19 protein-coding genes are annotated in these 22,680 nt (G+C 73.0%); 6 read left to right on the forward strand and 13 right to left on the reverse strand.

Annotation, left to right across the window (positions count from 1 at the left end):
• Positions 1 to 71 precede the first annotated feature (71 nt).
• Positions 72 to 2,639, forward strand: coding sequence for an ATP-binding protein (locus ABVB68_RS13485; protein ID WP_353601202.1), 2,568 nt, complete (start codon positions 72 to 74; stop codon positions 2,637 to 2,639).
• A 133-nt stretch (positions 2,640 to 2,772) separates the two neighbouring features.
• Here ABVB68_RS13485 and nucS read toward each other — a convergent pair whose 3' ends face one another.
• On the reverse strand, positions 2,773 to 3,444 hold the full coding sequence (nucS, locus tag ABVB68_RS13490) for an endonuclease NucS (protein WP_353601203.1): 672 nt from the start codon (positions 3,442 to 3,444) through the stop codon (positions 2,773 to 2,775).
• A gap of 276 nt (positions 3,445 to 3,720) precedes the next feature.
• Here nucS and ABVB68_RS13495 point away from each other — a divergent pair, with 276 nt between their 5' ends.
• On the forward strand, positions 3,721 to 4,113 hold the full coding sequence (locus ABVB68_RS13495; protein ID WP_189891712.1) for an SCO5389 family protein: 393 nt from the start codon (positions 3,721 to 3,723) through the stop codon (positions 4,111 to 4,113).
• Positions 4,114 to 4,227: 114 nt separating this feature from the next.
• Here ABVB68_RS13495 and ABVB68_RS13500 read toward each other — a convergent pair whose 3' ends face one another.
• Positions 4,228 to 5,256: an LLM class flavin-dependent oxidoreductase gene (locus ABVB68_RS13500; protein WP_353601204.1), complete on the reverse strand. Its 1,029-nt coding sequence runs from the start codon at positions 5,254 to 5,256 to the stop codon at positions 4,228 to 4,230.
• Between the two features lie 222 nt (positions 5,257 to 5,478).
• Between ABVB68_RS13500 and ABVB68_RS13505 the strand changes: the two genes are divergently transcribed.
• Positions 5,479 to 5,811: an Rv1322 family protein gene (locus ABVB68_RS13505; RefSeq protein ID WP_353601205.1), complete on the forward strand. Its 333-nt coding sequence runs from the start codon at positions 5,479 to 5,481 to the stop codon at positions 5,809 to 5,811.
• 43 nt (positions 5,812 to 5,854) lie between these two features.
• Here ABVB68_RS13505 and ABVB68_RS13510 read toward each other — a convergent pair whose 3' ends face one another.
• The 7 genes from ABVB68_RS13510 to mce form a co-directional block, all read right to left on the reverse strand.
• A complete protein-coding gene (locus ABVB68_RS13510; protein ID WP_353601206.1) occupies positions 5,855 to 6,733 on the reverse strand; it encodes an ABC transporter permease in 879 nt (292 codons plus the stop codon).
• Positions 6,730 to 8,172, reverse strand: a complete 1,443-nt coding sequence (locus tag ABVB68_RS13515) for an ABC transporter ATP-binding protein (RefSeq protein ID WP_353601207.1) — start codon at positions 8,170 to 8,172, stop codon at positions 6,730 to 6,732. Before ABVB68_RS13515 ends, ABVB68_RS13510 begins: the two co-directional genes overlap by 4 nt.
• A 131-nt stretch (positions 8,173 to 8,303) precedes the next feature.
• Positions 8,304 to 9,077, reverse strand: coding sequence for an ABC transporter permease (locus ABVB68_RS13520; protein WP_353601208.1), 774 nt, complete (start codon positions 9,075 to 9,077; stop codon positions 8,304 to 8,306).
• Positions 9,078 to 9,080: 3 nt separating this feature from the next.
• Complete coding sequence (locus tag ABVB68_RS13525; RefSeq protein WP_353601209.1) at positions 9,081 to 10,046, reverse strand: ABC transporter ATP-binding protein; 966 nt, start codon at positions 10,044 to 10,046, stop codon at positions 9,081 to 9,083.
• Positions 10,047 to 10,421: 375 nt separating this feature from the next.
• Positions 10,422 to 11,357 (reverse strand): coiled-coil domain-containing protein, encoded by a 936-nt coding sequence (locus tag ABVB68_RS13530; protein WP_353601210.1) that lies wholly within the window; start codon positions 11,355 to 11,357, stop codon positions 10,422 to 10,424.
• Positions 11,358 to 11,540: 183 nt separating this feature from the next.
• Complete coding sequence (scy, locus tag ABVB68_RS13535; protein ID WP_353601211.1) at positions 11,541 to 15,419, reverse strand: polarized growth protein Scy; 3,879 nt, start codon at positions 15,417 to 15,419, stop codon at positions 11,541 to 11,543.
• 207 nt (positions 15,420 to 15,626) lie between these two features.
• A complete protein-coding gene (gene mce / locus ABVB68_RS13540; RefSeq protein WP_353601212.1) occupies positions 15,627 to 16,067 on the reverse strand; it encodes a methylmalonyl-CoA epimerase in 441 nt (146 codons plus the stop codon).
• A gap of 150 nt (positions 16,068 to 16,217) precedes the next feature.
• Here mce and ABVB68_RS13545 point away from each other — a divergent pair, with 150 nt between their 5' ends.
• The 3 genes from ABVB68_RS13545 (at position 16,218) to ABVB68_RS13555 (ending at position 19,824) form a co-directional block, all read left to right on the forward strand.
• Complete coding sequence (locus ABVB68_RS13545; RefSeq protein ID WP_353601213.1) at positions 16,218 to 17,417, forward strand: acetyl-CoA C-acetyltransferase; 1,200 nt, start codon at positions 16,218 to 16,220, stop codon at positions 17,415 to 17,417.
• 59 nt (positions 17,418 to 17,476) lie between these two features.
• Positions 17,477 to 18,433, forward strand: a complete 957-nt coding sequence (gene meaB, locus ABVB68_RS13550) for a methylmalonyl Co-A mutase-associated GTPase MeaB (protein ID WP_353601214.1) — start codon at positions 17,477 to 17,479, stop codon at positions 18,431 to 18,433.
• A 158-nt stretch (positions 18,434 to 18,591) separates the two neighbouring features.
• Positions 18,592 to 19,824, forward strand: a complete 1,233-nt coding sequence (locus ABVB68_RS13555; protein WP_353601215.1) for an MFS transporter — start codon at positions 18,592 to 18,594, stop codon at positions 19,822 to 19,824.
• Between the two features lie 120 nt (positions 19,825 to 19,944).
• Here ABVB68_RS13555 and ABVB68_RS13560 read toward each other — a convergent pair whose 3' ends face one another.
• The 4 genes from ABVB68_RS13560 to ABVB68_RS13575 all read right to left on the reverse strand — a co-directional run bounded on the left by ABVB68_RS13560 (position 19,945) and on the right by ABVB68_RS13575 (position 22,601).
• The gene (locus ABVB68_RS13560) at positions 19,945 to 20,421 is read right to left on the reverse strand and encodes a MarR family winged helix-turn-helix transcriptional regulator (protein WP_353601216.1); all 477 of its coding nucleotides are present in this window, start codon (positions 20,419 to 20,421) and stop codon (positions 19,945 to 19,947) included.
• A gap of 92 nt (positions 20,422 to 20,513) precedes the next feature.
• A complete protein-coding gene (locus tag ABVB68_RS13565) occupies positions 20,514 to 21,320 on the reverse strand; it encodes an AIM24 family protein (RefSeq protein WP_353601217.1) in 807 nt (268 codons plus the stop codon).
• Positions 21,317 to 21,967: an AIM24 family protein gene (locus tag ABVB68_RS13570; protein ID WP_353601218.1), complete on the reverse strand. Its 651-nt coding sequence runs from the start codon at positions 21,965 to 21,967 to the stop codon at positions 21,317 to 21,319. Before ABVB68_RS13570 ends, ABVB68_RS13565 begins: the two co-directional genes overlap by 4 nt.
• A 1-nt stretch (position 21,968) precedes the next feature.
• A complete protein-coding gene (locus tag ABVB68_RS13575) occupies positions 21,969 to 22,601 on the reverse strand; it encodes an AIM24 family protein (RefSeq protein ID WP_353601246.1) in 633 nt (210 codons plus the stop codon).
• Positions 22,602 to 22,680 lie beyond the last annotated feature (79 nt).

Here is a 22,680-nt window from a genome sequence, read left to right on the forward strand (position 1 = left end):
CAGCGCGGTGTGCGTCAAGGCCGGGAGGGACCGGATCACGGGCACACGACGCTTTTGGGGGGCTTGAACCCATGGACCCGAACACCCCGGGACCCGAGGAGCACGGACCGGCGTACAGCCGGCGCTCGCCTCGGGAATCCCTCACCTCCGACTTCGTCCCGGGCGCGCCCGCACTCGCCCGTACGGCGCAGGTCGTCTGCGGTGATCTGCTGCTCACGGTCAACCCGGTCGACGGCAGCGAGATAGAACTCTGCCCGCCCTGGGGCACCGCCCGCCCGGGCGAGGCCGGGAGCGGGGGAGGGCACCCGGGTCGGCCCCGCAGGCGCACACTCGCCGAGCGTGCGGAGGCCGAACGCGCCGCCCGGCCGCCGGTGCCGCCCGGCCCCGCCCTGCCGGCCCACGCCCTGCTGGAGCGCCAGGACGAACGCGAGCGCCTGGTCCGGCTGCTGGCCCGAGGCCGTTCCGTCCGGCTCACCGGGCCCGGCGGTTCCGGCCGCACCGCCCTGCTCGACCTGGTCGCCGAGGACTGCCGGGACCTCGCCCCCGACGGCGTGGTCCGCCTGAGCGGCTTCCACCGCACGTCCGCCGAGGTCCTCGACGACCTCTTCCACGCCGTGTACGACGCCCCCGGCCACCGCCCGGGACGGGACGAACTGCTCGACTCCCTGCGGGATATCGGTGCGGTCGTCCTCCTGGACGACGCCGAGTTCGGCGGCCCCGCCCTGGACGAACTGCTCGACGCCACCCCCGAGTGCGCGTTCCTGCTCGCCGTCACCCCGGACGTGCCCGCGCCCTCGGCCGAGTCCGAGATCGAGGAGGTGTTCCTCGGCGGCCTCGACCGCGCCGCGGGCGTGGAGATCCTGGAGCGGACCATCGGCCGGGTCCTCACCGAGGACGAGGCCAACTGGGCCGGCGACCTCTGGTTCGAGTCCGAGGGACTGCCACTGCGGTTCGTCCAGGCCGGCGCCCTGCTCCGGCAGCGCGAGGAACTGCGGGCCAGCACCGGCGCGGTGGACGAGTACGGCGTCTTCGAGGACGCCCGTCCGCCGGTGGACCTGCCCGTGGAGCCGGACGAGGGCGCCCCGCTGCCCTCCCTCGGCGAGGCCGCGGCCGCCGCCCCGCTGCTCGCCTCGCGGCTCAGCGCCTCGGCGCGCGCCACCCTCCGGTTCGCCGTCGCGCTCGGCGATGAGGTGCCCCATCAGGCACACCTGCCGGCCCTGGTCGGCGACACGCACGCGGACGCCGCCCTCGGGGAGCTGGTGGAGTGCGGACTGGTGTCCCCGGTCGGCTCCCGCTACCGCCTCGCCGCCGGCGTACTCACCCAGCTCGAGGCCGCCGGATTCGCCGACGACGCGCCGGCCCACGCCCTCATCGCCGCCCGGCACTACACCTGGTGGGCCGGTCATCCCTCGGTCACCCCCGAGCGGGTGTGCGCGGAGGCCGACGCGGTTCTCGCCGCGCTCACCGCCGCCGTGCCGCAGACGTCCCCGCCCGCCGAGGGCGAGGAGGCGATCGCGGTACGGCTGGCCCGGACCGCCGCGCCGGCGTTCGCCGCCGGACTCCACTGGGGCGCCTGGGAGCGGGCCCTGCGCGCCGGCGCGGAGGCGGCACGTCCGGCCGGTGAGGTGTCCGAACAAGCCTACTTCCACCACGAGTTGGGGGTGCTCGCGCTCTGCGGCGGGCAACTCGACCGGGCCCGCGCGGAGCTGGAGGCCTCCATCGGGCTGCGCGGGGCGCTCGCCGACAAGCGGGGCACCGTGGCCGGCCGCCGGGCACTGGCGCTGGTCGCCGACCGCTCGGGCGAGGCGACGGGGGCGGTGTCCGCGGGAGGTGAGGTGACCCCGGCGGGGTTCGCGGGGGACGAGGTGACGCGGGCCGGGTCCGTGGCGGGCGAGCTGACCCGGGCGGGGTCCGCGGCGGGCGAGGAGGTGCCGGAGGCACGGCTCGGGGAGTCGGGGCCGCGGCCGTACGGCTTCGCCGGCGCCCCCCTGGCCACCCGCCGGCTCCCGGCCGCCGAGCCGCACGGCGGTGGCCTGCGGCGCCTGGCACGCCGCAATCTGGTGGCGGTCGGCTCGGGCGCGCTGCTCGTCGCCGTGCTCGGTACGGTCGTCACCCTCGGCATGACGTCCCCGGACGCGGGGAAGGACCCGGCCGGCAGGGCCGACGTCCACCCGCCGGCGAGCCAGGACCTGGACGACGGCGGCCTGGGTACGGACCCGAAGGACACCGGCGCCGGCGGTGGCGCCGGCAGCGCGACCGGCAAGGGGCGGGCTACGGCCGCCTCCCGGCCCACGGCGCCGGGTCCCGACGGCACGTACGGCACGGCCGACGATCCGGCACCGCAGGTTCCCGCCGGGCCCTCCTCCGGGTCGGGGTGGACGAAGGGGCCGCACACCGGGAGCGCGTCGCCGAAGCCGTCCAGGCCGAGTACGACGAAGCCGGGTTCGCCGTCCCCGACGAAGGAGACGCCGTCGCACTCGCCGTCCTCACCGTCGTCGTCCTCCGGTACGCCTTCGCAGACCGCGACGCCGTCGGGTTCGTCGACGCCGTCCACCACGGACACGGCGAGCGGCCCCCTACCCTCCGGCACGCAAACCGACACGAGGACACCGGGAGCCGGCGGTGCCGAACCGGCCTGAGGTGCCGTGAGACACCGCCGCCCGCCGCGGCACGGGCTGAGCACCGCCGCTCGCCGCCGCACGGGCTGAGCACCGCTGCGGCGGTCAAGCGGTGGGCCGGCGGCTCGTGTGCCAAGCCCTCGGGGCCGGGCAGTCAGAAGAGGCGGAGCTTGTCGTCTTCGATGCCGCGGAGGGCGTTGTAGTCGAGGAGCTGGCAGCTGATGCCGCGGTCGGTGGCGAGGACGCGGGCCTGGGGCTTGATCTCCTGCGCGGCGAAGACGCCGCGGACCGGCGCGAGGTGCGGGTCGCGGTTCAACAGCTCCAGGTAGCGCGTGAGTTGCTCCACCCCGTCGATCTCCCCGCGCCGCTTGATCTCCACGGCGACCGTCCCCCCGTCGGCGTCCCGGCAGAGGATGTCCACGGGGCCGATCGCGGTCATGTACTCGCGGCGGATCAGCGTGTAGCCGTCGCCGAGCGTCTCGATGCGGTCGGCGAGCAGTTCCTGCAGGTGCGCTTCCACGCCGTCCTTGATCAGGCCGGGGTCCACGCCCAGTTCGTGCGAGGAGTCGTGGAGGATCTCCTCCATCGTGATGATCAGTTTCTCGCCCGCCTTGTTGACGACGGTCCACACACCCTCGTCCTCGCCCGCGCCCACCTTCAGCGTGCAGGGCGGCGACATCCAGTTGAGGGGCTTGTAGGCCCGGTCGTCGGCGTGGATGGAGACGCTGCCGTCCGCCTTGACCAGGATCAGTCGGGGCGCCGAGGGCAGGTGGGCGGTGAGCCGGCCGGCGTAGTCGACCGAGCATCGGGCAATGACGAGACGCATGGTCGGCAACGCTACTCGACGCCCGTCGGTGCGCGCGATCCGCCCGTCCGCTCTCCGGCGATCACCCCATTTGTCCCTGGAAACTCTTGTTCATCCCTGGCCGATTGTGGGCGTAACGGGACCGTTCTATATACGCATTCTGCTGGTGTGGTCACCGACCGTTGCCTACCGTAGTGAACTGGAGGTCGCGGTGCCTGTACTCAGAGTGTTCGAAATCGCGAACCTCCCTTATCTGTCCGGCAACCCCCGCTGTTCGGGGGTGCGAGAGGAGAACCCATGTCGCTCGACGTCTCACCGGCCCTACTCGAACAGGCCGAGCGAGGCGAGGTCGACGAAGCAGCATTCGTCGACTGCGTCCGGACCTCCCTGCCCTACGCATGGGAGATGATCAGCTCCCTGGTGGCCCAGCTGAAGGTGGACGGCGGTCCCTTCGCCGACAACCAGACGCCCCCGCCGGACGAGCAGGCACGCGGTCAGCTGCTGCGTGCGCTGGCGAGTGACGCCATACGCGGTGCGCTGCAGCGGCACTTCGGGGTACGGCTGGCCTTCCAGAACTGCCATCGCGTGGCGGTGTTCCCGCTGGACGCCTCGGTGGACGAGACGCTGGCCCGCTTCACGTCGGCGCGCAACCAGTTGCTCAACCAGTCGCCGGAGCTCCGGGACTGCTGACGCGCGGCTTCGGCACGGCCGAGGCATCCAGTCGCCTGCTTGCCGCTCCACCCGGGGGAGGTGCATCCGTTACGGGGCGGCAAGCCCCCCAGGTGGCTTGTGCGCGGGGACGCCTCAGCGCAACCGGGGCAGCACCTCGGCGCCCAGGCGCCGGAGGTTCTCCTCCGTGGCGGCGAGGTCGCCGGAGCCCTCCGTGAGGAGGGCGAAGCGGGTGATGCCGGTGCGCTCCGAGGTGGCCGCGAGCCGGTCGGCGGCGAGCTGCGGGGTGCCCACCGGGTGCAGCCCGCAGAGCAGTTCGGTGTAGGCGTGCGGGTCGCGCATCGCGCGCGCCCGCCCGTCCACCGTCACATGGGCGCCGAGGCCCTGCTTCAGCCAGCCCGGCATCGCCTTCAGCAGCGTCTCCACGGCGTCCGTGCGCCGGTCGGCGAGCTGGCAGACCCCGGCCGACACATGGGCGGCGCCCTCGATCTCCTCGGCCGGCCGGCCCGCCGCGCGGGCCGAGCGCCGCCACGCGGCGACCATCTCGGCCTTCTCCTCGTCCCCGACGTGCATCCCGAGCAGCATGGGCAGGCCGCGCTCGGCGGCCAGCCGCACGCTCGCCGGCGAGGTGCACGCGAGCACGACCTCGGGCCCGGGCGCGTCCGTCAGGGCCTCCGAGGGGCGGGGTACGACCGGCACCTCGCGGAAGGTGAACCGCTCGCCGGAGGCCGACACGGACGGTTCCCGCAGCCAGCGCAGCAGCAGATCGAGTGATTCGGGGAATCCGTGTTCGTACGCCTCGAGGCTCGTGCCGAAGACCTCCAGGTCCACCCAGGGGCCGCCGCGGCCCACGCCGAGACTGAACCGGCCGCCGCTCGTCAGGTGCAGCAGCGCGGCCTGCTCGCCGAGCGCGACCGGGTGCGCGGTGGGCAGTACGCTGACCGCCGTACCGACGCGGATGCGGCGGGTGCGGCCGAGCAGCAGGGCGGCCAGGGTGACCGCCGACGGACAGGTGCCGTAGGGCACGAAGTGGTGCTCGGCCAGCCAGACGGCGTCCAGCCCGGCCTCCTCGGCGACCTCCGCCGAGCGGACCGCCCGGTGCAGCGGCTCTCCCTGGCCCTGTCCGGGGAACTGGGCCGCCAGCACAAAACTTCCTACGCGCATCGCTCTTCCCGCTTCCTTGGCTCCGGCTCGGAGCTCCCCCACCCGGCATAACCGTCTGACACGTGCCGAGGACACGGTCTCGCGGAGAGATTTACGGATTGTCTGCGGAATGGGCCGCCCTGGAGGGGGACTTGTACGGTTTGCCGCTCTACGCGTACCCCTCTCGGCGGCGCGTAGGCTGGATGCAGCCCGTGCTTCCTGTATAGCCCCGAGAGGTGTCCCGTGTCCCCGCGCCGCAACCGACCGAAGGCAGCCGGATCGTCGGGCCGGAGCGCCGAGGACGACCCCACCGGCCGGTACGGCGGCTGGCAGTCCTCGGAGAGCTGGCAGGGCGAGGCGTGGAGCGTGCGCCATGTCGCCGGTGCCAGCGCCGAGGGAAAGACCTACCGCTGCCCCGGTTGCGACCAGATGATCCCCTCCGGCGTCCCGCACGTGGTGGCCTGGCCGGAGCACTCGGGCGTCGACGACCGCCGGCACTGGCACAAGGCGTGCTGGAACGCGAAGGACCGCCGCACCACGCGGGTGCAGCGGTCCCGTAACGCGCCGAGGTTCTGAAGCGGCCGGGCTCCCGCGCGCGGGAGCCCGGCACGGGCGCGGGCTAGACGTCCCGGTGGTGCAGCAGTGCGTAGGCCCCGGCGTAGGCCGCCGCCGTCAGGCCCAGCATGATCCACAGGGGCTCCCAGCCCGAGGGGCCGGAAGTGCTCAGGGAGTTGTCGTAGAACACGCTCAGCTGGCTCGGGATCGAGTACTCGAAGAGCCACTCGCGGAGCTTGTTGAGCGACTCGGTGGCCATGAACAGCGCGAGCACCAGCGGCGCCAGCAGCACGCCGATCATGATGGTGATGGCGCCCGCGGAGTGCCGGATGACCGAGCCGATGAGCAGCGAGAACAGGCCGAGCAGTGCGATGTAGAGGCTGACGCCGACGGTGGCCTTGAACCAGTCCCCGCCGCTGGGGGTCCGCGCGTCGGTGCCGCTCAGCATGGACGCGTGCACCATGGCCACGAAACCGGACGTGACCAGGGTGACGGCGAAGGCGAGGGCGAAGAACACGATCGCCTTCGCGGCCAGCACCCGGGCCCGGCTGGGGCACGCGGTCATGGTCGTCCGGATCATGCCGGTGCCGTACTCCGACGCCGTGGTCAGCACGCCGAGGGTGATGACGCAGATGCTGCCGAGCAGCAGCCCGAAGAAGCCGAACGACAGCGGGTTCTCACCGCTGAGGCTCCCGGAGTCGGAGTTGGCCTCGACCAGCGCGCCGGACAGCAGGCCGATGCCGAGGACGAGCACGACGAAGACGCCGAGCGTCCACATCGTCGACCGCACGGACCTGATCTTCGTCCACTCGGACGCCAGCGCGTGCCCGAGGTGGGTGCGCACGACCGGGATCGGCGAGGTGTAGCCGGGGTACGAGCCGCCGGGAGCCGCCTGCCAGTCGGCGGCGGGTGCCTGCGGCATCGGGGGCTGGTGGGTGCTCATCGGGCGTCCTCGGGCTGGGTGGTGTCGGCAGGGGCAGACGCGGAGGCGGCGGCCGGGTCGGAGGCGGGCGCCGGGGGAGTGGCGGGGGCCGGCTGGGGCGCGGGCGCGCTCGCGGGCACGGCCGGCGTGGCGGCCGGGGCCGGGGCATCCGGGGCGGCGGCCGGCGGCAGGCTCTGCGCGGGCTGCGCGGACGGCTGGGCAGGCGGAACCGAGGCGGGCTGGGCGGCCTGCGGGGCCTGGGCGGGCTGGGCGACCGGCTGGGCCGGAGCGGGCTGCGGGGCCGCCGGGGCCGGCTGCGCGGGCTGGTGGGCGTACGGGTTGGGGGCCGGGGCGCCGGGAGCGCCGTACGCAGCCGCCGGGGCGCCGCCGTACGGGCCCGTGGGCGCGGCCGGCATCCCGAAGGGCTGCCCGCCCTGCTGGGGCGGCGGCGGGGCGTACCAGCCGGGCTGGCCCTGGCCGGGCACCGGCATGGGCGGCTGCGCGCCGGGCGGCAGCGGCTGCTGCAGGCCCGCCTTCAGGTCGACGGACGAGCGGTAGTCGACGGCGGCCTGCGTCATCCGCATGTACGCCTCCTCCAGCGAGGCCTGGTGCGGCGACAGCTCCCACAGCCGGACGCCCGTCTCGTGGGCGAGGTCGCTGATCCGGGGCAGCGGCAGCCCGGTCACCCGCAGCGCGCCGTCCTGTTCCGGCAGCACATGGCCACCGGCCTCGGTGAGCGAGGAGGACAGCTTCTCGCGCAGCTGCGGCTCGCCGTCCGGGGTGCGCACGCGCGCGAAGTCCGCGGAGTTGGCGGAGATGAAGTCCTTCACGCTCATGTCCGCGAGCAGCTGCCCGCGCCCGATGACGATCAGGTGGTCGGCGGTCAGCGCCATCTCGCTCATCAGGTGCGAGGAGACGAAGACCGTACGGCCCTCGGCCGCGAGCGCCTTCATCAGGTTGCGGACCCAGAGGATGCCCTCGGGGTCCAGGCCGTTGACCGGTTCGTCGAACAGCAGCACCTGCGGGTCGCCGAGCAGCGCGGCGGCGATGCCGAGGCGCTGGCCCATGCCGAGCGAGAAGCCCTTGGAGCGCTTTTTGGCCACGTCCTGGAGGCCGACGACACCGAGGACCTCGTCCACGCGGCGGGCCGGGATGCCCGACAGCTGGGCCAGGCTCAGCAGATGGTTGCGGGCGCTGCGGCCCCCGTGCACGGCCTTGGCGTCGAGCAGGGCACCGACCTGGCGGGCGGCGTTGGGCAGGTTGCGGTACGGGTGCCCGGCGATGGTCACCGCACCGGACGTGGGATTGTCCAGCCCGAGGATCATCCGCATCGTCGTGGACTTGCCCGAGCCGTTAGGCCCGAGGAAACCGGTGACGGCGCCCGGCCGCACCTGGAAGGAAAGGTTGTACACGGCGGTCTTGTCGCCGTAGCGCTTGGTCAGGCCGACAGCCTCGATCATGCTCCGCACCCATCGAAAGGTTCAGGACAGCGGGGCACACGCCCCCGTAAGGGTTAGGAGGATATCCAGGAGCTGACGGTTCCGCCCAAAGGAAGGTAAAGCCAGAACACCACGTTGTGTGATCAACGTCTCTACTGGGCGTCCCGGCGCTTGAGGAGGGCGTAACCGCCGGCGAGTGCGGCGATCACCCACAGTGCCATGATCCCGAGCCCGCCCCAGGGGCCGTACGGCGTGTCGTCGCCGACTCTCGGCACCACCTGCATGATGTGGCTGCCCGCCTGGTCCGGCAGGAACCGGCCGATCTTCTTCGTGGCGTCGACGTTGCCGAGGATGTTGGAGATCAGGAAGAAGAACGGCATCAGGATGCCCAGCGACAGCATCGGCGAGCGCAGCATCGCGGCGACCCCCATGGAGAACATCGCGATCAGCGCCATGTACAGCCCGCCGCCGCACACCGCCCGCAGCACCCCCGGGTCGCCGATCGCGCTCCGGTGGGGGCCGAGCATGGCCTGACCGAGGAAGAACGCGGCGAAGCTCGTCACCATGCCGACGGCCAGCGCGAGCGCGGCGGCCACCGCGATCTTGCTGAACAGGAAGGTGCCGCGCTGCGGCACGGCGGCCAGCGAGACCCGGATCATGCCGGTGCTGTACTCGTTCGACACGACCAGCACACCGAACACGATCATGGCGAGCTGGCCCAGGGTCATGCCCGCGAAGCTGATGACCGTGGGGTCGAAGGAGAGCCGCTCCCGCGCGGGCATGTCGTCGTACTGACTCCTCGTCAGCGCCGAGATCAGCATCCCGAGCGCGACGGTGACGACCACGGCCAGCGACAGCGTCCACACCGTGGACGACACCGACCGGATCTTGGTCCACTCGGACCGGATCACCTGTACGGCCGCCATGGCTCACGCACCTTTCCAGCCGGCGCCCCAGTCCTGCGCGGCGGGGCCGGGCTCGAACTCGGGACCGGAATGCGCGTGGTACTCCACCGCCCCTGCCGTCAGCTGCATGAACGCCTCCTCCAGTGAGGCCTGCCGCGGGCTCAGCTCGTGCAGCACGAGCCCGTTGCGGGCCGCCAGCTCACCGATCTGCTCGGCCTTGCCGCCCGCCACCTCCAGCGCCCCGCCGCCCGCCTCCACCACGGTGATCCCGGCCTGGTGCAGTGCGTCGAGCAGCCGTTCGCGCTGCGGGCAGCGGATCCGGACGTACGACCGCGAGTTCTGCCGGATGAAGTCGGCCATGGAGGTGTCCGCGAGCAGCCGGCCCTGCCCGATGACCACCAGGTGATCCGCCGTCAGCGCCATCTCGCTCATGAGGTGGCTGGAGACGAACACCGTCCGCCCCTGCGCGGCCAGCGACTTCATCAGGTTCCGGATCCAGTGGATGCCCTCCGGGTCGAGCCCGTTGACCGGCTCGTCGAACATCAGGATCCGCGGATCGCCGAGCAGCGCGCCGGCGATCCCCAGCCGCTGCCCCATGCCCAGCGAGAACCCCTTGGCCTTCTTGCGCGCCACCGCCGTGAGCCCGACGGTGTCCAGCACCTCCGCCACCCGGCGGGGCGCGATGCCGTTGCTCTGCGCGAGGCACAGCAGGTGGTTGCGGGCGCTGCGGCCGCCGTGCACGGCCTTGGCGTCCAGCAGGGCGCCGATGTACGTCAGCGGGTCCTTGAGCCGGTCGTAGTGCGTGCCGTCGATGCGTACGTCGCCGGCGGTGGGGCGGTCGAGCCCGAGGATCATCCGCATGGTCGTGGACTTCCCGGCACCGTTGGGTCCGAGGAAGCCCGTCACGATGCCCGGCCGGACCGTGAAACTGAGACCGTCGACCGCCACCTTGTCGCCGTACCGCTTGGTCAGCCCCTCCAGCTCGATCATGCGGCCACGCTAGGACGGGGACCGGAGCCCTGCCACTCGGGCGTCCGCCTGGATCGCCGTACCGGTGACAGGGGGTGGGTCGCGGCAGGCGTCCGCCGGGATGGCCGTGCCGGTGACAGGGGGGCGCGCGTCGGGCGTCCGCCGGGATGGCCGTACCGGTGACAGGGGGTGGGTCGCGGCAGGCGTCCGCCGGGATGGCCGTGCCGGTGCGAGGGGTGGGTCGCGCGGGCGGCGACCCGGGCGACCCGCCGGCGCCGGGCTGGTGCCGGGCGCGTCGTACACGCGGGCGGTGCGACGCGCGGGACACGCTCGCGCGCGAGGGGCGGCGGGACCTGGTCCCGCCGCCCCTCGCGGCGTCGTACGGCTGCGCGGTCCTTACCGGGTCTGCTGCGCCGGAACGCCCCGGGAGATCGGCTCGTCGTCGGTCGTCGTGCCGGCCGCGGCCACCGCGGCACCGGTCAGCGTGGCGAGCATCTCGCGGACGTTCGTCAGCTGGGCGTTGATCGAGTCGCGGCGGTTGGTCAGGGCGGCCAGCTCGCGCTCGGATTCCGAACGGATGCGGTCGGCCTTGGCGTTCGCGTCGGCCACGATGTCCTCGGCCTGGCGCTGGGCCGTCTCCACCGTCTGGCGGGCGCGGCGCTCGGCGTCCGTGCGCAGCTTCTCCGCCTCCAGACGCAGCTGCTCGGCCCGGTGCTCGATCTCGGCGAGGCGCTTCTCGGCCTTCTGCTGACGCGAGGCCAGGTCGCGCTCGGACTGCTCGCGGCGCTTGGCCAGGTTCGTCTCGAAGTCGGCGGCGGCCTGCGCGGCCTTGGCGCGGGTCTCCTCGAAGAGGGCGTCCGCCTCCTCGCGCTTGGACTGCGCGTCCTTCTGCGCCTCGGAACGCAGCTGGGAGGCGTCGGCCTTGGCCTTCTCGACGATCCGGACGCCCTCGTCCTCGGACTTGGCCTTGCGCTCGGCCGCGTACGTCTCGGCGTCGTTGCGGACCTGCTGGGCCGCCGACTCGGCGAGGTCACGGTGCTGCTCGGCCGCCCGGCGGGCCTCCTCACGCAGCTCCTTGGCCTCTTCCTCGGCCAGACGCAGGATCTTCTCGACCCGCGCGCCGAGACCCGCGTACGACGGTTCGGCGTCGGTGACCTGAGCCTGCGCGTTCTGCGTCTCGAGGTGCAGCTCCTCGATGCGCTTCTCCAGCGCGGTGATGCGGGCGAGAGCGCTGTCACGGTCGGAGACGAGCTTGGAGATACGTTCGTCCACCTGAGCGCGGTCGTACCCACGCCGCACAAGCTCGAAGCCGTAGGGGGAAGTGTCGCTCATGGGGTTCCTGTCGAATGAGACCGGTGAGGTGATAGGTGGAATCCTAGGGGCCGAAGCGGTGTGTCATCGAGCGGATACGTGTTTGATCTGGAGAATGACACCTCTTTTGGGTGGCTGACCGTCGGACGACTTGCCAAGGACTCGGGCAAAGCACCCAGAAGACACCGGAATCCCTCCCGGAGGCTACCCCTCTGACGGCTTGCCACCCGATCGGGGGGCGCCCACGGTCGCTCCCGCCTTGACTCCGCTGTCCTTGCCGCCCGGGGCCTCGAAGGACTCCAGCGCCTCCAGGACGTCCTGCACCCGGGAGATCTCGGCGTTGATGTCCTCGCGCCGGCGCACCAGGATCTCCAGCTCGCGCTTTCCCTCCTCGACCGTGCGCCGGGCCTCGCGGATCGCCTCGGCCTTCAGCTCCTCGGCCTCCTTGACGAGGGTGGCCTTCTTCGTCTCGGCCTCCTTGAGCAGCCCCTCCGCCTTCTTGACGGCGGCGATGCGCACCTTGCCCGCCTCGGAGTTGGCGTCGGAGAGGATCTCCTTCGCCTTGGCCTGCGCCTTGGCGTGCTGCTCCTCGGCGGCCTTGATGAGCGCGTCGCAGCGGTCACCGGCGGTCTTCATGGTCTCGGCGGCCTCCCGGCGGGCCCGCTCGTGCAGCTCCTCGACCTCGGCGGTGATGCGGTCGCGCAGCTCCTCCGCGCGCTCCCGGATGGCGGTGGCGTCCCGGCGGGCACCGACCAGCAGTTCGTCGGCGTCCGTACGGGACTTCTCCACCAGCGAGTTGCCCTCGACGGTCGCCTCGCCGACGATCCGCTCGGCCTCGCTGCGCGCGGCGCCGACCATCGTGTCGGCCTGCGACTCGGCGTCCGCGGTGGTCTTCAGCGCCTGCTGCTGTGCCTCGGTGAGCAGCTTGTCGGCCTCGGCCGCGGTCTCCGTGATGAGCGTGTCGACCTGCTCGGCCGCCTCCGAACGCCGCTTGTTGGCCTCCTTGCGGGCCTCGTCCAGCGTCCGGTCGGCCTCCTCGCGCGCGGAGCCGACGAGCCGTTCGGCCTCCGCCTCCGCGTCCGCCCGCAGCCGCTGGGCGTCCGCCCGCAGCCGCTCCGCGTGCTGCTGGGCCGAGCCGACCGTCTCCGCGGCCTCGGCGCGCAGCCGCTCGGCGTCGCCGGTGGCGTCCCCGAGGAGCTGCTCGGCGGCGGCGACGGCCTCCGTACGGACCCGGTCGGCCTCGGTGAGCGCCTCGGTGCGCACCCGGTCGGCCTCCGCGACCGTCTCGGTCTGCAGCCGCTCGGCCTCGCTGCGGGCCTCGGTGATCAGGGTGTCCGCCTGGGTCGCCGCGTCGGAGCGGATGCGGTTGGCGTCCTCGCGGGCGTCCGCCCGGGTACGGGTGGCGGCCTGGTCGGCCTCGGCGAGGGCGTCCGACGCCTCGGTGCGCACCCGCTGGGCGTAGTCGGACGCCTCCGAGCGCAGCCGCTCGGCCTCCCCGATCGCCTCCGCGACCGTACGCTCGGCCAGCGTCCTGGCGGCCTCGGACTCCTCGTTCGCCTCGCGCCGCAGCCGGCTCGCGTCCTCGCTCGCCCGCTCCCGCTCGGCGTAGGCGTCGGCGCGGACCCGGTCCGCCTCCTCCTCGGCCTCGCGCTTCGTGCGCTCCGCCGCGTGCTCGGCGGCCGAGCGCAGCCCGGTGATCTCCTCCTGGGCCTGCTCGTGCAGCCCGGCGACGGAGTCCCGCACCTGCTGGGCGTGCTGCTCGGCGGCGGAGACCATCTCGGTGGCGCGCCGGTCGGCCTCCTCCACCAGACGGGTCGCCTCGGCCTGCGCCTCCTCCACACGCTTGCGTGCGGAGGCCAGCAGCTCCTCGCTCTGCTCGCGGGCCCGCTGGCGCTCCTGGTCGGCCTCCTCGCGCGCGGCACCGAGGAGTTCCTCGGCCTCGCGGCGGCGCCGGGCGGCCTCCTCCTGCGCGGCGGCCAGGGTCTCGGACGCCTCGGTGCCCAGCCGCTCGGCGGCGGCCTGCGCCTCGGCGCGCATCCGGTCGGCGCTGTCCTGCGCCTCCGCCTTCAGCCGCTCCGCCTCGGCGGCGGCCTCGGAGCGCAGCCGTACGGCGACGGTCTCGGCCTCGGCACGCGAGGCGGACGCGTCGGCGGCGGCCTCGTCGCGCAGCCGGTCCGCCTCCGTCTCCGCCTGCTGCTGCAGGGTGCGGATCCGCTCGGCGGCCTCCGCGCGCAGCCGCTCGCTCTCCTCGGCGGTCTCCCGGCGGATCCGGGCGGCCTCCTCGCGGGCGTCGGTGAGCGCCTGCTCGGCGGCGGCCAGCCGGTCCTGGGTCTCGGTCTGCAGCCGGGTCAGTTCCTCGGCGGCCTCGGCGCGGCGGGCCTCGACGGCACGCTCGGTCTCCTCGCGCAGCTCCCGCGCGGCCCGCTCGGCGTCGGCCCCGACCGTCTCGGCACGCTCGGCGGCCTCGGCGCGCAGCCGCTCGGCCTCCCTGCGGGTGCGCTCCAGGGTCTCGTCGGCCTGCCGGCGCAGCGCGGTGGCGCGCTCGATGGCCTCGGTGCGGACCTTCTCGCTGTCCGTGGTGGCCTTCTGCCGCAGCTCGTCGGCATCCGCCTTGGCCTTGGCCAGCAGCTCCTCGGCGGACTTGGCCGCCTCCTCGATCTGCGCGACGGCCTCGCGGCGGGCCTCGGCGCGGATCGACTCGCCCTCGGCGACCGCGTCGGCGCGCAGCTGCTCGGCCTCGCCGCGCAGCCGGCGGGCCTCCTCCTGCAGCTCGACCGTCTTGGCGCGGTACTCCTTGGTGTCGTCCTTCGCCGCGCCCTTGAGCTGCTCGGCGATGTCGTGCGCCTCGGCGCGCAGCCGGTCCGCCTCGGCCTCGGCCTCGCTGCGGATCCGCTCGGCCTCCTCGGTGGCGGCCCTGGTGGTCTTCTGGGCGTCCTCGGACGCCTTGTTGAGGACGTCCTCGGCGGTCCGGGCCGCCTTCGCCAGCTGGCTGGCCGTCTCCTCGGCGGTGATCGAGCGGGCCTTCTCGGCGGCCTCGGCGACGATCTTCTCGGCCTCGGCGCGGGCGTCCGCGATCGCCTGCTCGGCCTCGGACCTGGTGTTCTCGGCCTCCTTGGTGGCCTCCTCGACCAGCCGGGCGACCTGCTCCTTGGCCGTACGGGTACGCGTCTCGTTGGCGGCCGCGGCGCTGGCGAGGGCCTTGGCGGCGGCCTCCTTCGCCTCGGTGACCACCTTCTCGGACTCGGCCTGCGCCTTGCGCAGCGCCTCCTCGGCCGCCGCCATCCGCTCCTCGGCGGCCCGGCTCAGCTCGGTGGCCTGGCGGCGGGCGGTGTCCGACTCGGTGGCGGTGGCGGTACGCAGCTGCTCGGCGTGCTCGGTGGCCTCCTGGGCCTGGGTGGACGCGGCGTTCAGCAGGCGCTCGGCGTCCGTGCGGGCGCGGCGCAGGATCTGCTCGGCCTCCGCGCGGGCGGCCTCGGCGTCGCTCTGCAGCCGCTCCCGGGCCTCCCGGGTCAGCCGCTCGGCCTCCGCGCGGGCGGCGGCCATGGCCTGCTCGGCCTCGGCGCGGGACTCGTCCAGCAGCCGGCGGGCCTGCTGCTCGGTGCGGGCCCGCAGCTGCTCGGCCCAGGCCACGTTCTCGTTGACGTGCGACTCGACCGTGGAACGGCGCTCGGCCAGCTCCTGGTCGAGCTGCTGGCGCCGGGTCACCGCCTCCTGGTGCAGCTCCGCCTGGAGCCGGGCGGCCTGCTCGGCGTGCTCCTGCAGGATGCGCTGGGTCTGCGCGCGGGCCTGGCTCAGCTCCCGCTCGGCGTCCTGGCGCAGCTGCTCGGCCTGCATCTGGGCATTGCGGAGCAACTGCTCGGCCTGGTAGCCGATGTCACCGCCGTCGTAGGCGGGCCGGGTCATGAGGGTGCGCCGCGCCTCGTGCAGCTTGGCGCGCAGCACCTCGACCTGGTAGCCGAGGTCCTCGGCGTGCTGGATCGCCTTTTCCCGCTCGGTCTTCAGCCGCTTCATCTCGGCCTCGAACCGAGAGAGGTGGTCGACGTCAGCCGCCGGCTCTCGCTCCTGGCTCTCGTAGCCCCGCACTGCGCGGTCCCATCCGTCCCCTGGTCAGCTTCTTCGACGAGCTCCGTCCATCCGCCGAACGGGGCCCCCGGGGAATGGTGTCAGATCAACGGCGGAGCACGGGCTGCTGCCCCGACGCTCGTCCCCCGAAACCCGGACCCCGGCATGCGGCCGCCCCCGCGTTCAGGGACGACCGCCCCCAACCCTACCGGCCCATATGTACGGGGGTCAGTGCTCAGGCGACTCAACAGGGGCCGAAGTGACCAGTTCTGTGAGAACGCCGTGGCAATCCTTGGGGTGCAGGAAGGTGATCCGGGACCCCATGGACCCGATCCGCGGCTCGTCGTACAGCACGCGTACGCCCTTGCCGCGGATGGCGGCGGCGTCCCCGTCGACGTCCGCCGTACCGAAGGCGATGTGGTGGACGCCCTCCCCGTTCTTCGCCAGCCACTTGCCCACCGCCGAGTCCTCGCGGGTCGGCTCCAGCAGCTGGAGGTAGGAGGCGCCGCCGTCCGAGGTCCCGTTGATCCTGAGCATGGCCTCGCGCACGCCCTGCTCCTCGTTGACCTCGGTGTGGAACACCTCGAAGCCGTAGGTGGCCCGGTAGAACTCGACGGTCGTGTCGAGGTCGTGACAGGCGATCCCGATGTGGTCGATTCGCGTCAGCATGGATTCAGTGCAGCGCTCCTGGGATGGTTACGCAACGTGCGCGCGATCACACCGACGGGCCGATGACGGCGTGCTCTACCGCTCAGTACATTCGAAGTAAACCCTCGTTCACTCCTCGGCCCGTACGGGCCGGTAAGGGGATCGCAGCTCATGCCTTCTGGAACGACCAGCTCGGTGATCGTCGCGGGTGCCCGTACGCCCATGGGGCGACTGCTGGGCTCGCTGAAGTCCTTCTCCGGAGCCGACCTCGGCGGCTTCGCGATCAAGGCCGCCCTCGACCGTGCGGGGATCGGTGGCGACCAGGTGCAGTACGTCATCATGGGGCAGGTGCTGACGGCCGGCGCGGGCCAGATCCCGGCCCGCCAGGCCGCGGTCAAGGCCGGCATCCCGATGAACGTGCCGGCGCTCACCGTCAACAAGGTGTGCCTGTCCGGCCTGGACGCGATCGCGCTCGCGGACCAGTTGATCCGTGCGGGTGAGTTCGACATCGTCGTGGCGGGCGGTCAGGAGTCCATGACCAACGCCCCGCACCTGCTCCCGAAGTCCCGTGAGGGTTTCAAGTACGGCGCGGTCCAGATGCTCGACGCGATGGCCCACGACGGCCTGACCGACCCGTGGGAGAACATCCCGATGGGCGAGTCCACCGAGAAGCACAACACGCGCCTGGGCCTCGGCCGCGCCGAGCAGGACGAGATCGCCGCCCTCTCCCACCAGCGGGCCGCCGCCGCGCAGAAGAACGGCGTCTTCGAGGCGGAGATCACCCCGGTGGAGATCCCGCAGCGCAAGGGCGAGCCGGTCGTCTTCAGCAAGGACGAGGGCATCCGCGGCGACACCACCGCGGAGTCCCTGGCCAAGCTGCGCCCGGCCTTCACCAAGGACGGCACGATCACCGCCGGCTCCTCCTCGCAGATCTCCGACGGCGCGGCGGCCGTGGTCGTGATGAGCAAGGCCAAGGCCGAGGAACTGGGCCTCACCTGGCTCGCCGAGATCGGCGCCCACGGCAATGTGGCCGGTCCGGACAACTCCCTGCAGTCCCAGCCGTCCAACGCCATCCTGCACGCCCTGAAGAAGGAGGGCCTGGAGGTCTCCGACCTCGACCTCGTCGAGATCAACGAGGCGTTCGCCGCGGTCGCCGTGCAGTCAATGAAGGACCTCGGCGTGTCCACGGAAAAGGTGAACGTCAACGGCGGCGCCATTGCGCTGGGTCACCCGATCGGCATGTCGGGCGCCCGGCTCGTGCTCCACTTGGCGCTGGAGCTCAAGCGGCGCGGCGGCGGTGTCGGCGCGGCCGCGCTGTGCGGTGGCGGCGGTCAGGGTGACGCGCTGATCGTGCGGGTACCGAAGGCCTGAAACCCCCGGTACGCGGGGTCCGAGTGCCCCTGTACTTCTCATGAGCGAACGGAGCTGTGATGCAGGACGTCTCCTCTCTGGTGGCCCAGGCCAGGGAAGGCCGGCCACGGGCCGTGGCCCGGCTGATCTCCCTCGTGGAGGGGGCGTCCCCGCAGCTCAGGGAGGTCATGGCGGCACTCGCCCCGCTCACGGGCAACGCCTACGTGGTGGGCCTGACGGGCTCGCCGGGCGTCGGCAAGTCCACCTCCACCACCGCGCTCGTCACGGCGTACCGCAAACAGGGCAAGCGGGTCGGCGTCCTGGCCGTCGACCCGTCGTCCCCGTTCTCCGGGGGCGCCCTGCTCGGTGACCGGGTCCGGATGTCGGAGCACGCCTCCGACCCCGGCGTCTACATCCGCTCGATGGCCACCCGGGGTCATCTCGGCGGGCTGGCCTGGGCCGCGCCGCAGGCCATCCGGGTGCTGGACGCGGCGGGCTGCGACGTGGTCCTGGTCGAGACGGTCGGCGTCGGCCAGTCGGAGGTGGAGATCGCCGCCCAGGCGGACACCTCCGTCGTCCTGCTGGCGCCCGGCATGGGCGACGGCATCCAGGCGGCGAAGGCCGGCATCCTGGAGATCGGTGACGTCTACGTCGTCAACAAGGCGGACCGCGACGGCGCCGATGCGACGGCCCGCGAACTCAACCACATGCTGGGCCTGGGCGAGTCCCGCGGTCCCGGCGACTGGCGTCCGCCGATCGTGAAGACGGTCGCCGCGCGGGCCGAGGGGGTGGACGAGGTCGTCGAGGCCCTGGAGAAGCACCGCGCGTGGATGGAGGAGCGCGGCGTCCTCGCCGAGCGCCGCAGGGCCCGGGCGGCCCGCGAGGTCGAGACCATCGCGGTCACCGCGCTGCGGACACGCATCGGCGACCTGCACGGCGACCGCCGCCTCAGCTCCCTCGCCGAGCGCATCGTCGCCGGCGAACTGGACCCGTACCGTGCGGCGGACGAGCTGGTGGCCGGGATCACGGAGAGCTGATCGCGCCGACCGCGGCCCGGCACTGCTAACTTCCCCCTCGTGTTCCCCGCCCTGGCATAGAGCGCACACCGCGCCCGCGTCCGCCACCGACGAACGACCGCCGGCCGACGCGGCGCCCCGGTGTCCCCTCTTCCGCCTCGACGCGAGGAACCCGAGCGATGTCCGCACCCGCTTCGCCCTGCCCCGCCCCGCCCACCTACGCCGCCGTGCTGCGCGTCCCGCACGCGCGCCGCACGTTCGCCGCCGCGCTGACCGCGCGCCTGTCCTACGGCACGGTCGCACTCGCGGTCCTGCTCTCCGTCACCCGGGCGACCGGGTCCTACGCCGTCTCAGGCGCCGTGATGTCCCTGTTCGGGGCCGCCACCGTCTTCCTGATGCCGCTGCGCGCGTCCCTGATCGACCGGTACGGCCCACGCCGGGCCCTGCTGCCCATGGCGTCGCTCTACGGCGCCCTGCTGTGCGTCCTGGCCGCGCTGACCTGGCGGCCCGGGGCACCGGCCCCCGCCGTCGCCGCGGCCGCGGTTCTCGCCGGTGCCTGCGCGCCGCCGCTCGGTCCCACCATGCGCGCGCTGTGGACCGAGCTCGTCGACGACCGGCTGCTGCTGCAGCGCGCCTACAGCCTGGACGGCGTCGCCGAGGAACTGCTCTACGTGTCCGGGCCGGCCCTCGTCGGCCTGCTGGTGGGCTTCGCCCCGCCCGCGGCCGGCATCCTGCTCAGCGCCCTGCTGGTGGTCGCCGGCACCGGTGCCTTCGTCTCCTCCCCGGTGATGACCGGGCCGCGTCCGGTCACCCGCGGTGCGAGGCCCGGCCGGGTCGCCGGCCTGCTGCCCGCGGTGGCCGTGGCCGCCGGCGCAGGTCTCGCGCTGAGCGGGGTGGACCTGCTGGTGCTCGCCTTCGCCGGCCGGCGGTCGTACGACCCGGCCGTGGTGCCCTGGGTGCTGGGAGCGCTCAGCGCGGGCAGCGCGGTGGGCGGGCTGGCGAGCGGGGCGGTGCGGTGGCGCACGGGCACCCGGGCACGGCTGTGCTGGTTCGCCGGGTCGCTCGGGGTGGTGGTCGCCCTGGCGGGCGTCGCGCCCGGCCTGTGGACGCTGACCGCGGCCATGGTCTGCGCGGGGGCGTTCGTCGCTCCGGCCCTGACGACGGCGTACCTGCTGGCCGACGAGACGGCGGCGCGGGAGGACCGGACCCGGGCCGGGGCGTGGGTGAACGCCGCGGTCAACGCGGGCGGCTCCGGCGGTGCGCTGCTGACCGGCCTGCTGATCGGCGCCCTGCCGCTCGGCGGGTGCTTCCTGGTGTCGGGCGCGGTGGCGGTGTCGGCCGCGCTGCTCGCGGCGCCCTGGCGGCGCGAGGCGGCGAACCGGGGGCCGGCCGGGGACGATTCCCGCTCCTGAAGCACGGCGGCGCCCGGAGAGCCCGTGGCGTTCACCGGGCTTGAGGGTGCGCACGGAGGCGCGGGTGCGGGGGCGGCGGCCCAGCGGGCCTCGCCGCCCCCGCACCCGGGCACGGCCGGGTCAGGGACGCCCGCGCTGCCCCCGAAGGTGCTCGGCGATCGGCCTGAGCTCCTTGTCCAGCTCTATCAGGGCCTCCGGTGACAGCAGGTCGATGAAGTGCCGCCGCACCGATGCCACGTGGTGCGGCGCCACCTTCTTCATCGTCTCCATGCCGTGCTCGGTCAGCACGGCGTACAGTCCCCGCCGGTCGGACTCGCAGTTCTCACGGCGGACCAGGTTCGCGTTCTCCATGCGCGTGATCTGGTGCGAGAGCCGGCTCTTGGACTGCAGGGTCGCGGAGGCGAGATCGCTCATCCGCATCCGTACGTCGTCCGACTCGGACAGGTTCACCAGGATCTCGTAGTCGTTCATTGTCAGGCCGAACGGCTGCAGGTCCTTTTCGAGCTGGTACGTCAACAGCCTGTTGACCTCCAGGTGGGTGCGCCAGGCGCACTGCTCCGCATCGGTCAGCCAGCGCGTGGCCGTCTCGGTCTCCATGAATGAAGTCTACCTAAGAAGTTGAATGGCGAACTATTTCGGGTGGTGTGACAGTGCGCACGCGTTCGACGTCACACTCCGCAGACTACCGCTCACAGCCCGAAGCGACGCTGGAGGTCTCCCAGCTGTCCGGGAAGGCGCGGTGCACCCGGCGATTGCGGACGGTGTCCGCCCGGTGCCGTTCCGCCACCGCCGGGCACCCCCGGCTCGGGTGGAACCGCCCCCGTCGCCGCCTCGGCCATGAGGGCCTCGGACGACTGCAGCAGGACCGTCCCGGCGCCCGCGAACTCGAACTGGTGCTCCTCGCCGGATACCCCGCCGAGCCCAGTCGCCGCACGTAGACCGCCCAGTACGCCCGTCAGGTACCCGTGGTCGTAGTGATGGCACGGAGACGGGCAGTCGGCCCAGCCGACGAGGGCCTGAGGGGCGACCCGGATCGGAGGTTCCATGAACACCACCGGACCGTTAGAGGCGGCGACGAACTTTCCGGTTCCGATCAGCGTCAGAAAACCCGGCACGATCGATTGTTTCAGCGCGAGACTTGGCTGAAAAGCGAGCAGATTGCCCGCGCGAATGGTCAAGTTCCCGTCGTCCAGGTCGTAGGAGTTGACGTCGAAAGCCCGGTCGGCCAGCAGCATCTTGCCCGAGCCCGCCGCCACGACCCAGTCGCTCGCGTGCAGTGGCGAATGGAACGACGTACGGACAAGTCGGTCGAGCCGGCCGTGCCCGATGCCGTTGAACTCGATCGCCCCGTAGTAGGCGATCATCTTCCCCTTCTGCAGGAACCACTGCCCGCTCTTGAGCTCGACGCAGAACGTGTACCTGTTCACGTTGTCGTCGACGGGCAGCGTCGTCGGGTCGTGCACCACCGGGCCGCCCGGGGTCGCGTACGCGCTCACAGCTTCTCCTCCGAGGCCTGGACGTACACCGTGCCGTTGCCGCTCAGCTCCAGCTGGAAGGCCTCGCCGGAGCCCCGGCCCACCATGTCCCGCCAGCCGAGCGCGGTGGACAGCCTGTTGCGGACGTCGCCGTGGTGGGCGACGTAGGCCTGCGGGTCGACGTGCACCGGGCGCTGGGGGGTGACCGGGATCTCGAAGGCACCGCCGTGCGCCATCACGGCGACGGAACCCTGTCCCTGCAGCGTGGTGGTGAACAGCCCCTGGCCGGTGACCTGGCCCCGGACCAGGCCCATCACGCCGCCCTGCGAGCCCATGAACATCGTGCCCTGCCGGAGCGTGCCCTCGAAGGCGAGCAGCCGGTCGGCCTCGACGTACAGGGTGTCGCCCGAGAGGGTGATGACGTGCACGTGGTGGCCGCCGTGCCCGAAGAAGACGGTGCCGCTGCCCTCCACCGACATCAGCGGGGCCGCCTCACCGGCCACCCGGCGCCCGAGCATGGACATCACGCCGCCCTGGCCGCCCTGCACGTTCGGGGTGAAGGACACCTCACCGCGGTAGGCGAGCATCGCCCCGCGCTGGCTGAACAGCCGCTGCCCGGGCAGCACGGTCGCCTCGACCATCTTGGAATTGATCTCCCGGAAGGCCATGTCACAGATCCCCCGCGATCGTGTTCCGCTCGCTCGGCTGCACGTACACCAGTCCGTCGCCCTCGAAGCGGATCTGGAAGGCCTCGCCGCCGCCCTCCCCGAGCAGCGTGCGGAAGGTCACACCCGACTGGAAGGACTGCCGCACGTTGCCCTGGTGGGCCACGTAGGCACCCGGGTCGACGGACAGCGGGTACTGCGGGCTGACCCGCAGCACCACCGCCGGCCCGTCGGACGTGATCGCCGCCTGGCCGTGCCCCTCGACGGTCGTCGTGAACAGGCCGTTGCCCTGCGAGGCGCCGCGCAGTCCGGTGAACGTCGTGCCCGTCCGCAGCCCCGCGTCGGTCGCGAGCAGATTGCTCGACTCGACGTAGAGCTTGTCCCCCTGGAGGGCGACCAGGTTGATCTCGGCGGCCCGGTCCGCGAACCAGCAGGTCCCCTGCCCTCTCACCTCCATCACCGTCATCTGCTCACCGGTGAGCCGCCGGGTCACCATCCCGCGCAGCCCCTCGCCGCCACCGCTCAGCTTCTTGAAGGTCATCTGCCCGTCGTACGCGACCATCGAGCCGTTCTTCGCCTTCACGGCGTCCCCGGTCATGTCGACGGCGAGGACCTTGCTCCCCTGGAGCCGGAACATCGCCACCCGGCGAAGGTAGCGGCGCGACGGGTGGGCCGAACAGGGCCTGTGGGCGGACGCCGACCCCGACGCCGACCCC

Source organism: Streptomyces sp. NPDC096012, assembly GCF_040426375.1.
In the GTDB taxonomy this organism is placed as follows: Bacteria; Actinomycetota; Actinomycetes; order Streptomycetales; family Streptomycetaceae; genus Streptomyces.